This is a genomic window from Endozoicomonas sp. 2B-B (assembly GCF_053470045.1).
This window is the reverse complement of sequence record NZ_JBLZMU010000001.1, coordinates 4819878-4834398: the sequence shown is the minus strand read 5'-3', so window position 1 is coordinate 4834398 and position 14521 is coordinate 4819878. Positions and strand designations below refer to the sequence as shown.

Annotated in this window: 2 protein-coding genes; both read right to left on the bottom strand. The window is 47.6% G+C overall.

What is annotated here, in order from left to right:
* Nucleotides 1-51 precede the first annotated feature (51 nt).
* Nucleotides 52-7323 (bottom strand): hypothetical protein, encoded by a 7272-nt coding sequence (locus ACOMHB_RS18680; protein ID WP_448217747.1) that lies wholly within the window; start codon nt 7321-7323, stop codon nt 52-54.
* A 290-nt stretch (nt 7324-7613) separates the two neighbouring features.
* A complete protein-coding gene (locus tag ACOMHB_RS18675; RefSeq protein ID WP_448217746.1) occupies nt 7614-14510 on the bottom strand; it encodes a hypothetical protein in 6897 nt (2298 codons plus the stop codon).
* Nucleotides 14511-14521: the final 11 nt, after the last annotated feature.

Genomic DNA, 14521 nt, shown 5'->3' with positions numbered 1-14521 from the left:
TTGCCACACCAGGCGAGGGAGCAACTTACAAACGCTCATTGCTCTCAGTCGCTAATGGATGTCAATTGCCTTGATTCGCTTCAGGCTCTTTGAGGTCTTTGTGGGCTCAGAAGAAAAGGTTGCATCCGGTGCCAACTTCTGATTATCGCCCCGTTGCCATTCGTACAAGGCTCCAAGAGTGTAGAAGTAAGGAAAACTTTCTGCATGGGAGAATGACCATTTAGGCACATATTCCCTGAAGTATTTCTCCCAGCTGTTCTCGAACATCTTCATGGTGCGATCACGGCGTTCACGAAATTGCAGATAATTTTCGTGTCGCGTCCAGCCCAACATATTGTTGCTTGCTTTAACACGGGTTGCATACTCTTCGTCGGATTCACTGAAGCCCTGAGGTGAAACGACGGCGGTCCGTTTCACATATTCATCGTCTGTTTCACCCACGCCCTGCCAGCGATTAATTTTGTCAAGACTACGTCCCAGGGGGCCAGCCAGCCATTGGGTGAGCATCTTGTTGTCGTTCATAAAAAAGTCGTAAGTGAGACTGGTTACCAGAGCGAAACCGAATGTCTGGGCATAGGTAAATCCAGATACAAGACCGTGGGCGTATGATCCGACAGTGGCTACCGGACCCAACACCAGACCGGCGGTGGCAGAGGCCAGAGTTTTCACTTTTTGTGGTGTTACCCGGTGCAGCAGTGGTACCTGTATCCCTCCAGAATTCATGGATTGCACTATTTCGGGCACCAGATGGGTAATACTACGATAGCTATGAGGATTGGCGTTGTACTGTCTGGCAAACAGCATGGAGCTGGTTCTCAGCAGAATGACTGAGGAAGCGGCCTTGCCCAATGGCATGGCCAGCCCGCCTGCTTCAGAGATTTGTTCAATTCCATTGTGGCAGGCAGATTGGCCGGTTCGGTCAGGATCAATACCGTAGTGATCCATCCAGTTTTGAAAAGGTGTCAGCATCCGGTGCAGGTAATCTCCCCTGTTGGTCAGATCCAGAAGATAAAGGAACGACAGGTTTGAGAGGGACAGCCCGATGGCCTCCCAGGCAGTATGAGCTACCAGTAAGGGTTTATAGCTGGAGTAGTACCATGTGACAGCCTGTGCCAGGGAGGCTGAAGGTTTGATCCAGTAATCCTTTAGCTGCTGCTCAACCGCAGTGGCATGAGCCTGCATCAATAGGTCATGGAAAATCTTGATCCGGTCTGATTCAGACAGGCCGACAGCATTGGCATAAGGTGTCAGGGTATCCTGAACGTGGGTCAGGAATGCTGCCGTCTTTCGGCCATTTTCAAAGGCAATATCGTCAAGAACATAGTTGGCGATAACAGCTGCAGTGTAATCTGTTACGCCGGCAACCGACTCTTTTATACCTGTCGGGCCCGTTGCAGCCACAACCACAGGAGTAAAGGCATTTTGTATGAGTTCTTCAACAGCCTTGTCGGGCAGCATCCGGACAATCTTCCAGAATTCTATTGCATGCACCCCGTGTTTATAACCAAGGAAATGTTCAAATTCAGCCACTGTCTGATAACCATCGACACCTCTGGCGGCTTTGATATAACTCTCTAATTCAATCTTGCTGATCAGTCCTTCACGCAGCAGACTTATGATCTTTTTGCCATTGGCGGTGTCGGTTGAGAAGTACTCCGAGATGCTTTTCTGGTCCTCTGCTGAATGCTCAACCAAGTGAATGCCCGCTGAGCCTATGCCGTGAATTGCGTTGTCGTATTCTTGGGTCCCTCTTCCCATCTCATTGATGACCTTCTGCGTCAGAGTCTGAATTTCATCCATGGTATTCAGACGATGAATTTGATTTTCTAATAAAGACTCGTAGGGATATATCCGGAAGACCGTCTTCAGGTTCTGGAAGACTTCCACAATACGACGAGCCTGATTAATCGTCACACCGAACATTGCATGCAGGCGAATCGGTGCAAATTCATCGTACAAGTTAAAAATCGGTACGATGGTACTTAGTTTGCCTCTTGCTGCTGCTAATTGTGCCAGACCTATTGCGGCTTCCAGCGCTTGTTTTTTCAGAGGGTGCTGCCGACTGAATTTGCGGATAGCGTCCAGAGCTTCTGCCTCACCCGGCGTATACTGGAAGGGACTGTACCGGAAGGGACAGCCATCATTTTCGGCGGCTTTCTCGTCGGCCTTCAGCGCTTCCTCCATTCCCTCAATATCTGCTTTTCCGGATTCAATTTCACCTTCCTGACGGGCTATTTCGTACTCTTGCAAGGTTTTACTCTTCTCATTGATGTCACCGTTCATTACCCGATAGAGAGCCGTGTCGTCTTCATTGTCAGGAAGGGTATTCAGTTTGCGATGAACATCTGCCAGCTCACTTTCAGCTTCTTTTACTTCTCGTCTGGCTGTGGCTAAGTCACGATCAGGAACGTATCGGGATTCACCCAGGCCAGCCATTTGCCTGTCAAGTTCATCTTCAATGGCTGCGATACGATCATAAATTTTAGGCCGACCCACTATGTCAACTTCTTCATCCAGCTCCTGAAGGGTTTTTTCAATAAGACTGATCTGATCCTCTAAAGGGGCATCATCCTTATAGCCCTCAATGTCAAGTTGCCGAGCGATTTCATTGTTTGCATCTCTGGTGAGCTCTTCAGTGTCGTAATGGTCGTTTACTTTTTCCCTTAATGCCTGAATTTTGTTACTTAGAGCATACTTCTGGTCATTCAGGCTGGCGCCTTTTTCAAACTCTACATCCAGATCCAATGCCAGTTCAGCGGCAAAACCCCTGCCTCTTTCTTTCGCAGAAGGGTTTTCACTGGTGTCGATGTTCAGCTCGTCTTCTACAGCTTCAAGCATCTTTCTCTGTTGCTTTGTGACCTGCCCATCGACATCCGGGGTTTCGACATGAAAGGTAATAAATTTTTGAAGTATCTCAATTTTTTTTGCGATGTGGTATCCAAGTGAGCTTTCTATTTTCCAGATAACAGCGTCTATCTCATTCAGCATGGATTCTGAGACATCACCGCTTTTTAGCTTTCTGCGAACCCTCTCGAGCCTCGTTGTTTTGAGATCATCCTGGTTGATTTCGAGTTTGAATATTTCTTCTACTGTTTCCAGTATTTCCAGAGCCTCCTTCTCTGCATTCTTCCCGGCTTCTGCAATGTATGTGTGAATTTCTTCAGAAATGGCGTTACGGCGGTTATAGACATCGTCCTCGCGATCCTGGTGATCCAACTCCAGGGCTTTTTCTATGGCCGCAAGTTTTTCTTTGAAAGCTTCTTCTCCGGGCTGACCTGTTGCGGCAACCGATGTTGCGGCAATCGATGTTGCGGCATTCGATGTTGCGGCAAGGGGTTGCTCGACTTCGTGGACTTTCTGACTGATAAGTCTGGCTTGTTCTTCGGGTGGCTGGGTATTATCCCGGTCATCAATACCAGGCGCCGCTGCCATTCGAGTGTTGTAATCCTCTCTGGCGGCGGCTAAGACTTCACGAACTTCTTTTCTCACAATTTGATTTCGTTCAATCTCTACCTGAAGGCTCAGTATCGAGTTTTTCCGTTTTGCCAGCTCTATTTCGGTCTGAGCGTCTTGCATCCTTATGTGTTCCCGAACTGCACGGCAACGAAATTCCAGGGTCTTTTTACTATCCGGGACCAGACCGAGCCGACGTTCAATGACACTCAGACTATTCTGGATTTCCTGATCGGTTCGTTCTTCCTTTTGTTGCATGTGTTGTTGAATGGACTGAAGAATAACCGGATCGTCTTCATTAACCGAAATAATATCTCGCTTGCCTATAATGACCGTCGGTTTTACGTTTACAGCTTCTTTGTCAGGCTGCTCTGTTGCTGCAACCCATTGCTTGATTTCAACAATTTTATTTCTGATGAGTCTGGCTTGTTCTTCGACTGGCTGGGCATCATCCCAGTTGTCAATACCAAGCTCTGCTGCCATTTGAGCATTGCGAACCTTTGTGGCACCTGTTCTGGCATCATGGACTTGTTGTGCCAGAGATGGAACTTGTCCTGCTTCCTGCTGAAGTTTCTGTAACCAGTCTTTCTGTAACCAGCTTTTCTGTGCTTCCTGCTCTTGTTGATTCTGAAAATGTTGTTGAAAGACCTCACGTCCCTGCTGCTTAAGGCGCTTCAGAATGGCCCGGCGACGGGCTTCAAGATTATCCTGATGGTTCGGAACCAGGCCGAGCTGTCCTTCAAAGGTAGCCAGTTTTTCCCGGACTGCTGCTGAGTTTTTCTTCAGCTGATTATGAATGAAAAGAAGGCTACCCAGATCGTCTTCATTGACCAAAATAAGAGAGTGCTTGTCTCCAATGGTGGCCGGTTTTGCTTTTACAGCCTCTTTATCAGACTTTGCTGTTGCGGCATGTGTTTTAGCTTCCGCTTGCCTGATTTTACGAATTTTTCTACTGATGCGTCTGGCTTGTTCTTCGGCTGGCTGGGTATCATCCCAGTTATCAATATCAAGCTCTGTTGCCATTTGAGCGTTGCGAACTTTTGTGGCATCTGCTCTGGCGTCATGAATTTTTTGTTCCAGCTTTGGAGTTCGTTTGGGTTCCCGCTGAAGTTTCTCAGTGGTGCTTTGTTGTCGAAGAGGTTGTCGAAGAGGTTGTTGTTCAGTCTCCGCTTCCTGCTCTTCAAGGTGTTGCAGAATGGCCTGACAACGAGCTTCCGTATCTTCATCGCAATCCGGGACCAGACTGAGCTTATCTTCAATGTATGACAGACTATTCTGGATTTTTCGATCGGTTAGTTTTGCCTTTTGTTGCAGGTGCTGTTGAATGAAATGATAGCGGGCATCCAGATCGTTTTCATTTTTTGGAGTAATGTTGTGCATGCTTTCGATGGTCGCCAGTTTTTCTTTTGCAGCCTCTTTCTGGTGCTGTCCTGTTGCGGCAGTCGAGTGCTTGATTTCATAAAGCTTTTGGCTGATGAGTCTGGTTTGTTCTTCCAGCGGCAGGGTAACATCCCAGTTATCAATGCCAAGCTCTGCTGCCAGTTGAGTGTTGTAATGTTGACTGTCTGCAGCTATTGATTCACGAACCTCTTTCTTCTGTATTGGTATTCGCTCGACTTCTTTGCGCACAATTTTCCGTGCTCGGCTTTTCGCTTTTTTCAGATCTTCCTCCAGGTTTTGAATATCCTGAACACGTTCTTGCTCAAGATAGGCTTCCAGCTTCTCAAGGTGCTGGGGAAGGTATTGGTAATCGGCTTCAAGCTCATCTTCGTTTTTCGGAACCAGACCGAGCTTACTTTCTACGATAGCCAGTCTTTTCCGGACTTGTTCATCGGTGACTTCTCTGTTTTGTCGCAGCAGCTGTTGAATGTACTGAAGGTAACCCAGACTGAATTCTTTGACCGAATCAACACCTCGCTCACGTTCAGTGGCCGCCGGTTTTGCTTTTACAGTTTTGTCATCAGACTGACCTGTTGCGGTAAATATTGCGACAACCCATCGATTGATTTTACCAATTTCTTTTGCAATGATCCTGAGTTGTTCTTCGTTTGGCTTGGTATCATCCCAGTTATCGATACCAAGTTCTTTTGCCATTTGAGCACTGCGAGCTATTCTGGCTCTTATTCTGGCGCCATGAGTTTTTATTGACTGCTCTGGATTACATTCGACTTCCTGTTCAAGCTTCTGCATCAATTTTTTCTCTTGTGCCCGCTCTTGACGAAGTTGTATAAGCTCCTTGTTAATTTGTTGTTTGAGTTGATCTGCTCTGAGTCTCCCTCTTTCACTGATAGTGTCTTTCTGCGTTTCGAGATTTATCTCTTTTCTAAGATGCCTGAGACTGAGTTCTTTTATTAGCAAGAATACCTGCTTATCATCCATCTCATTCATCTGTCTGGATATGTCGCTTATGGGTTTGGAAGTAAGCTTTTCTATGACTTCAAGAGTATCGTCCTGCAGCTGATTAAGATAACTGTCATCCACTATCTCTTCCTGAATAGTCTGAATAAAGAGTGGGTTAGTCAGAAGATTTCTAAGTGCAGGTTTGAAGCTGAAGCGTTTTTCGAGCCGATTAAGCACCCAGGTCGATGTGAGGACCGGGAAAGCGTCTTCGATCTGTTCTACTGTGAGTTCAAATTCATCTGCTCCATCTGAAGTTGCACTGGTCAATGCCTGCTCAAGATATTCATAGTGTATCAGTGTCCACAGATCCTCTTCGTATTGAAGCGTCGCTTGGCTATCTTCTTCAGTATGTAGCTCTACAGCCAAATTCTCCAGCAGTGCCATCTGCCTGCTTCGGATGGTGTGCTGGTAGCCTTTGACCTTATCTTTTTTGATTTGTGCTTTTGCTGCAGAGAGGGGATTACGGGCCTCTTCCGCCCACATGTTATAGAGCTCCTCCACAAAAGCGACATCGGCCGGGTTTTGCTTCTGACCACGGAAAACAATAACTTCTCCCGGAGTCTCAGTCACTTCCAGTCTTGGGTAGCCTACAGGCACAGGATAAGCTTGTGCATCATCCTCGACGTGGACAACATAGCCAACGGGTTGATGACAGTGCAATAGATCGTTCAGGGCTTCCTGTTGTAAATCTTCCTCCATTACATGAACCTGGGTATAGGCAGAGGTAGCTGCTGCGAAAAGCACTTCATCATTGACAAAGAGCGATTGACCCAGGCGCACTAAATCAGGAGGCTGATCGTTGGCAGCGATAAGACGCATGAAAGTACGCCCTTTCACATTCACTTCATCTACTTCAATAGTGGCAAGGGCAACATAGTTATCCATTTCGCCAAGTTGTCCCGCTCTTTCGTGCGCACCTTTCAGCACTCTGGCCAGTTGTTCGGGGCTGGCAACTTTCGTTAAGGGTTCTAATGACTGGAGGTCGCCTACTTGATTTCGAACTGCTGCAATTGAATCCTGATCGGTCATTCCGTTTCTGACTTCAATGACCAGTGCCTTTTCTGCCAGGTTATGGGTGAACCTGAATATCCCCTCATTACCTATCTTGAGAACTTTGGTGTATTTCTGAGCAACGTCCTTCTCGTCTGTTTCAAACAGATCAACACTGGAAGCGCCGCCAATGCCAGACAGAGTGTCTGTGAAGCCTTCAGAAGGCAGTTCGTAGTCTGCTCTGACCTGAGTCTGATCAGGGTAGGTGGTTGTGCAGGATTTGGGTATTGGTTGCTGGTCATTGTCCAAAGTTTGCTTAACTATGACTTCGCTCCGGGTATACTCTGTATGTCCTTTGTTCAGAATATCAGCGGATTTTGTCTGCAGTTTGCGCTCGGCCATTGCGTCTGTGGCCATGATGGAAGAGCTGATTGCAACGGCCACTGCAAAGCTTAATGCATTGGGGCGAGTATTTGCCATTCTACTACCTCAGAGCTGAGTACTTTTATCGCCGTGAAAGGTGACGCACACCCGGAGCGGGGAAACCTTTTCTAATCGCTTATGGTCAGTCGCTCATCGCTGTTTCGATAAGCCGTTGAGAGAATCTAGTTCACAGTGGCAAATCTGGTAAGCTGCTTGGTAGAATTGATTGGTTTTTTCAGGGAAGGAATACCTCCATACTTTCTGACAGGGTTAACTCGATAGTTTGATCCGAAACAATCCAGTCTGTATTTCTTTGTGCTGATTTCTTTTGGTTGGCTATGAAGGTTTCATTTCCTGACCTTGAGACCAGCTGATGCTGTTTTCACGGCTGTGGAAGGGGGCTCAGGCGCTGCAGCCCCTGACTCGAAAAGGGCACCCAGGGTATAAGAGTAAGGAATACTATCTGCGTGGGAAAATGACCATTTAGGCACATTTTCCCTGAAGTATTTCTCCCAGCTATTCTCGAACAGCTTCATGGTGCGATCCCGGCGTTCACGAAACTGCAGGTAATTTTCGTGTCGGGTCCAGCCATACATCGTGTCGTCTGCTTTAATACGGTTCGCATAGGCTTCATCGGTTTCGGTCAAGCGTTGAGGCAAAGCAACAGCAGTACGTTTCACATATTCACCGTCCGTTTCACCCATGCCTATCCAGCGATTAATTTTGTCCAGGCTGCGGCCCAGAGGTCCACCCAGCCATTGAGTGAGCATCTTGTTGTCATTCATAAAGAAGTCGAAAGTGAGACTCGACGCCAGAGCGAATCCGAAAGTTTGAGCGTAAGTAAACCCGGATAAAAGGCCATGGGCGTATGATCCGGCTGTGGCTACCGGACCCAATACGAGACCGGCTGTGGCTGAGGCCAGCGTTTTTACTTTTTGTGGCGTCACCCTGTGCAGCAACGGAACCTGAACCCCCTGGCGGGAACCCATGGATTTCACTATTTCGGGCATCAGACGGGAAAGGCTGCGATAGCTCTGTGGGTTGGCATTGTACTGTCTGGCAAACAGCGCAGAGCCGGTTCTTAACAGAATGACCGATGAGGCGGCTTTGCCCAGTGGCATGGCCAGTCCGCCCACTTCAGAGATTTGTTCAATGCCGCTGTGGTAGGCATATTGGCCGGTTCGGTCAAGATCAACAGCGTAGCGTTCCAACCAGTGCTGGAAAGGTGTGAGCATTCTATGCAGGTAATCACCTCTGTTGGTCAGATCCAGAAGATAGAGGAATGACATGTTTGCAAGGGACAGTTTGGCAGCCTGCCAGTGGGTATGAGCGACCAGAAGAGGTTTGTAACTGGAGTAGTACCAGGTGACAGCTTGAACCAGAAAGGCGGAAGGTTTCAGCCAGTAATCCTGTAGCTGCTGCTCAACCATAGCGGCATGAGCCTGCATCAATGTGTCATGGATAGCCCTGATCAGTTCTGATTCGGATAGTCCGGCAACATTGGCATAAGGTGTCAGGGTTTCGTTAATATTGGCCAGAAACGCTGCCGTCCTGCGACCATTGTCAAAGGCAATATCGTCAAGAACATAGTTGGCGACGACCGCAGCTGAGTACTCTTTCATGCCGGCAACCGACTCTTTCATACCTGCCGGGCCAGTTGCGGTCACGGTCACAGGAGTAAAAGCACTCTTTATGAATTCCTCGGCACCCTTGTCGGACAGCATCCGGACAAGGGCTTTGAGGTCAGGATTGACACCGTTTTTGTAGCCAAGGAAGTGTTCAAATTCAGCCACTGTCTGATAACCATTGACACCTCTGACGGCCTTCATGTAGTTCTCAAGTTCAACCTGGCTGATCAAACCTTCACGCAGCAGAGCCATGATCTTGTTACCACTGGCAGAGTGGGCAGCGAAGTAATCCGAGAAGCTTTTCAGGTCCCCTGGTTGATGCTCGACGAAGTGAATGGCTGTTTTGCCCATGGTGTGAATTTCGTTGTCGTATTGTTGTGCACCGGTTTTCATCCCATCTCTGGCTATGAGCACCAGAAAATAGAGTTCTTCCACGACAGTCATAGGGTCATATTTTTCAGGCCGGAGGGGCGGGAAGTTCGCTTTCAGGTTTTTGAAGATTTCTACAATCCGACTGGCCTGAGCAGACGTCAGTTCGTCTCCAACCATTGCCTGCAGGCGAATCGGTGCAAATTCATCGTCAAAATCGAAATGGGGAAGGCAGGGTATTTCCTTACCGTTTTCTACTGCTGATTGTGCCAGACCCAGTGCCGCTTCAAGAGCTTGTTTCTTGAGAGAGTGCTGCTGCACGAAGTCTTCGATTGCGGCCCGAACCTCCGCCTGTATCGGCGTGTACTGGAAGGGACCGTCGTCCATTTCGACGGCTTTCCGGGCAGTCTGCAGGGCTTCCTTCCTTCTCTCAAGGTTTGCTTGTCTGGTTTCAACCTCAGCTTCCAGACGAGCCTGTTCCTGAAGCAGTTGCCGGATCTTGCCGCCAGTTCCATCTTCCCCGCCCAGTAGTAGCTTATGGTTTCTCAGGGCGTTAACCCGTTGTTTATCGGTATCAGCAGGTTCTGGTTTGAGACCCAGGGCATCTTCAGTGGCGTCAAGAATCGATTGGTGATGAATGCCGAGAGCGTCTGCTGCTTCCGATAAAGCTGCTTTTTTATCCATAAGTTCTGAATTCAGCCGAGCTATTTCGTGCTCATGTAAGGTTTTAGTCTTTTCATCGATCTCTCCAGATTCAAGAATCTCCTCTTCTCTGACATACAGATTAATTTGTGCAATGTCCTCTTGGACCACTGCATTGCTCAGTTCCAAACTTTTTCTGTCGTGCTCACGCAGAAATCTTGTGACCAGATTGTACTTTTTCCTGGTTAAAGGCAGTTCACCCTCGACTTTATCGGTTTCGTAACGACCACGAGTGATTGCATAGATTGCAATGCGAGTAAAGTAATCCGATGCTTCCAGTAAATTGAGGTCACTAAACGTCGCGATCCGGAAAGCTTCCGTGGCAGCTCCCATTTCATCAAGAGCTTTTTCCATAGAATCAATGTTCGCGGTGCTGAGAGTTTCTGTGGCAGCTCTCAGTTTCTCAAGGGCTTCATCCTCTGTTACTGCAGAGTTCCGGCGCAGAAAATGTCTGATGTCGTCTAATCGCTCTTCAGGGGTTTGCTCATCATCTGTGGGAAGACCAAACCTGATCTGAATTTTTTTTATTGCCTGATTGAAAACCTTTTCGTGTTCTTCCATGGCAACAGGGGTATTGTCAGTTGTGCGCAAAAATAACGGTTGTTTGTGACGGATAGCATCCAGGTTGTGATTAGTCGTCTCCAGCTCACCTTCAGCGTCTTTTACCGCCTGCCTGGCTATGGCTAGCTCACGATCAAGAACGTATCGGGGTTTGGGTCCCAGCCGAGCCATTTGCCTGTCAAGCGCATTCTCAATGGCTGCAATACGCTCAGCAACGTCAGGCTGAGGCACTTTGAAAACTTCTTCATCCAGCTGTTCGAGTTTTGCTTTAATCAGACGGCTTTGGACGTCTAAAGTGGCGTCGTCTTTATAATCTTCAACGTTGAGTTGATGAGCAATTTTATTGTTCCACGCTCTCCTGTGATCTTCATCTTCATAAATTTCGCCTGCTTCTTTAACCCGTAATTCCTGAATTATGTCTCCCAGAGTATGCTGCCGGTCAGAAAGGCTGACATCGTCTTCAAACCTAACCTGCAGATCACTGGCCAGTTTAGCTATGAAAGCTTTGCGCTTTTCCATGGCTGCAGGGTTTTTATGAGGGTCAATATTCATCTCGTGTTCTACAGCTAAAAGATATTCTGCCTGTTTTTCCCTGGCTCGCTGATCCGATTCTTCGACTATCAGGGCAAGACGGGCACGGATTCTGTCGCGTCTGATATCACTCCCCTCTGGAGTCTCCAGAGATGCACTTTCATCTTTCCAGAGGAACTTATCCATCTCATTGAGCAGGTATTCCGAGATATCCTCGCCATCACGCTGTATAGTAACCCTGTCAAGTCTTGTGAGGACCCTGTCAAGTCTTGCTGCTTTGTCGTCCTCTTCATTGATTTCGAGTTTCAGTAATCCTTCCAGGGTTTTCAGTATTTTCAGGGCCTCTTCCTCTGAACGTTGTCTGGCTTGTGTGATGTATTTCTGCATGTGCGTGGAAATGTGCTGGCGACGGAGATACTCATCGTGCTCTCCAGGACAGGTAGCCATCTTCAGAGCTTTTTCCACGTTGGTCAGTTTCACAAATACTACAGGCCCGGTCATGGGGTGGCCTGGTGTTCTGATGTCTTCCAGTTCCTGTTCCAGCTTTGAAAGCTCGAACAGTTTGTCATTTACCGTTGATTCCAGTCTGGCGCGGTTATCAGGACCGGGGTTTTCGCTCAGGTCAATACCAAGAACCAATGCCAGAGCTTCTTTTCTGGCCCTGGTGTAAGAATCTTCCATATCGATCTGACGACTCATTGCCTTGAGTTGTTGACGAAGACTTTCTTGATGAGTACTTATTTCCCTGAGCTTTTGAATTAGGCGTCCTTGTTGAACGCCAATGTCTTCATGACTGTCAAAATCCCGGATGTTTAAATAGGTGGCAATGGTTGCATAGATGGATCTGATTTCAGCTTCTTGTTTAGCATCCATTCTGATGTCTTGTTTTTGAAGCTGTTTCAGAGCAATCTGAGCTTCATGACTCTTAAGGTGTTGTTGAACGGCCTTGCAACGGGCTTCCAGGTCGTTTTTATTATGTACGACCAGGCCAAATTCTTCTTCATAGTGGGTCAGTTGGTTCAGTCTTATCTGATTAGCCCGTTCCAGCTCTTGATACAGGTACTGTTGAATAGACTGAAAGCGGAAATCCAGATCGTTTTCATTGTATGGAGTGATATCGAGCTTTTTTTCAATGGCCGCCAGCTTTTCTTTTATAGCTTCTACCGGAGGCTGTTCTGTTCCGGCATCCAGGCTGTTGATTTCAAGAAGTTTGTCTCTGATGAGTCTGACCTGTTCTTCCATTGGTCTGGTGTTATCCCAGTTATCAATGCCAAGGTATTCTGCCAGTTGAGCGTTGTGATCCCTTCTGGCTGCATCTACGGATTCAAGAACCTCTTTTTTAAGCATTGGCATTTGAGCGATGTTATACCTAACTCTTCGCACATAGTTTTTGTGTTTTTGCAGCTCCACTTCCCGCTCTTTATTCTGCTGAAGACGATGTTCGCCGATCAGAGTCTCCAGTTTCTTGAGCTGTTGAGAGACTTCCTGGTTATCTTTTTCATCGGAAGCCAGAACGAACTGACGTTCAGTAGTCGGTAGCTTTGCCTGTGCAGTCGCAACCCTGAGCCGTCCTGTTTCGACAACCGCTTTGTTCATTTCATGAATTTTCTGTCGGATGAGTCTGACCTGTTCTTCTGGTGGCCGGGTATCATCCCAGTGATCAATACCCAGATCCTTTGCCAGTTCAGTGTTGTAAGCTTTTCTGGCCTCTTCTCTGGCGTCACGAAATTGTTGTTTTAGCGCCGGAATTCGATCGACTTCCTGTTGCAGTTTCCGTGACTGGTCTTGCAGTCTGAACAGCTCTTTAAGAGCCTTTGAAAGTTCATCCTCAGCCTCTTGTTTGAGTTGAAGTGCTCTGAGTTTTTTTTCCTTTTCGCTGGTGATAGCTTTATTCGATGTGACCTGTAAATGGTTTATAACCCGGATGAGTTCGAATTCTTTTCTCTGCAGCTTGTCCAGTTTGCTATACACCTCAATGAGCTGTGTGATGATGTCGCTCTTGACCTTGGAAGCAAACTGTTCGTTGTCCCCAAGAGCAGCGCCCTGCGCCCCGTTGATACTGCTTAAAATGATTGTCGTTTTCTGAATCTTCTGAATGAACAGCTCGTTAGTCAGAAGATTTCTGATTATGGGTTTGAAGCTGAAGTGTTTTATGAGTTGCTCATGCACCCAGGTTGGTGTGGCGACCGACAAAGCACTCCGGATGTGTCCTATCACGAATTCGAATTCCTTTGCCTGATCCGGAGTGGAGCTGGTCAATGCCTGCTGCAGAGATTCATAATACGCAAGCATAACCATTTTATCCTGGTCAGGTTCAGCATCCTGCTGTTCGGCTAACTCCTGCAATAGTGCCATTTGCCTGCTTTGAATGATGTACTGGTAGCTTTTTAGCTTATCTTTTTTTACCGGTATGGTTAATTCAAGGTTGGGGTAATCGGCGTCACCGCCTGCATAGAGACTATAAAGGCCTTCCACAAAAGCGCTGTCGGCTGGATTCTGTATCTGACCATGAAAAACAATCGTCTCCCCCGGAGCCTGTGTCACTTCCATTCTCGGATAACCATCAGGTACAGGACGGGCTTGTGTATCATCCTCAACGTAGACAACATATCCGATGGGCTTCTGATGTGATAAGAGTTTATTCAGCGCCTCCTGTTTTAAACTCTCTCCCTGGATATGAACCTGAGCATAGGCAGAGGTGGCTGCTGCAAAAAGAGCCTCATCATTGATAAAGAGCGATTGACCCAGACTTTGCAGTTCAGGAGGCTGGTCGCTCGCTGCGATAAGACGCATGAAGGTGCGCCCGTTCACTTCAACTTTGTCTACTTTAATGGTGGCAAGGGCAACGTAGTCATCAACTTCGCCGAGGTTGCCTGCTCTTTTATTCGCACCGTTCAGTATTGCAGCCAGTTGTTCGGGACAGGCAACTTTCGTCAACTGTTGTAATGATTGTGATTCAGTGCCTTCAGGCCGGGCGCGAACAGCCCTGATAGAATCCTGATCGGTCATTCCTTTTCTGACTTCAATGACCAGTTGCTTTTCTGCAAGGTTATGGGTGAACCTGAAGACTCCCTCATCACCTGCCTTCAGTACTTTTGTGTACCTCTGAGCAACATTACTCTCGTCGGTTTCAAATACATCAACACTGGAAGCGCCACCATCAACATCAGAAAGAATTTCTGTAAAGCCTGCTGAATGAACGCGGTAGCTTGCCCTGTCATGAGCCTCATCAGGGTAGATGGTTGTGAAGGATTTGGGTATTGGCTGCTGGTCATCACCTAAAGTTGGCTGAACGATGACTTCACTATGGGTAAACTCCGCATGTCCACTGTCATGAATATCGAAAGATTTTATCTGCAGCCTGCGGTCGGCCAGTGCCTGTGTACTGATGATGGAAGAACCGATCGCAACGGTCACTGCAAGGCTTAATGCATTGTGGCGTACATTTGTCATTCTACTACCTC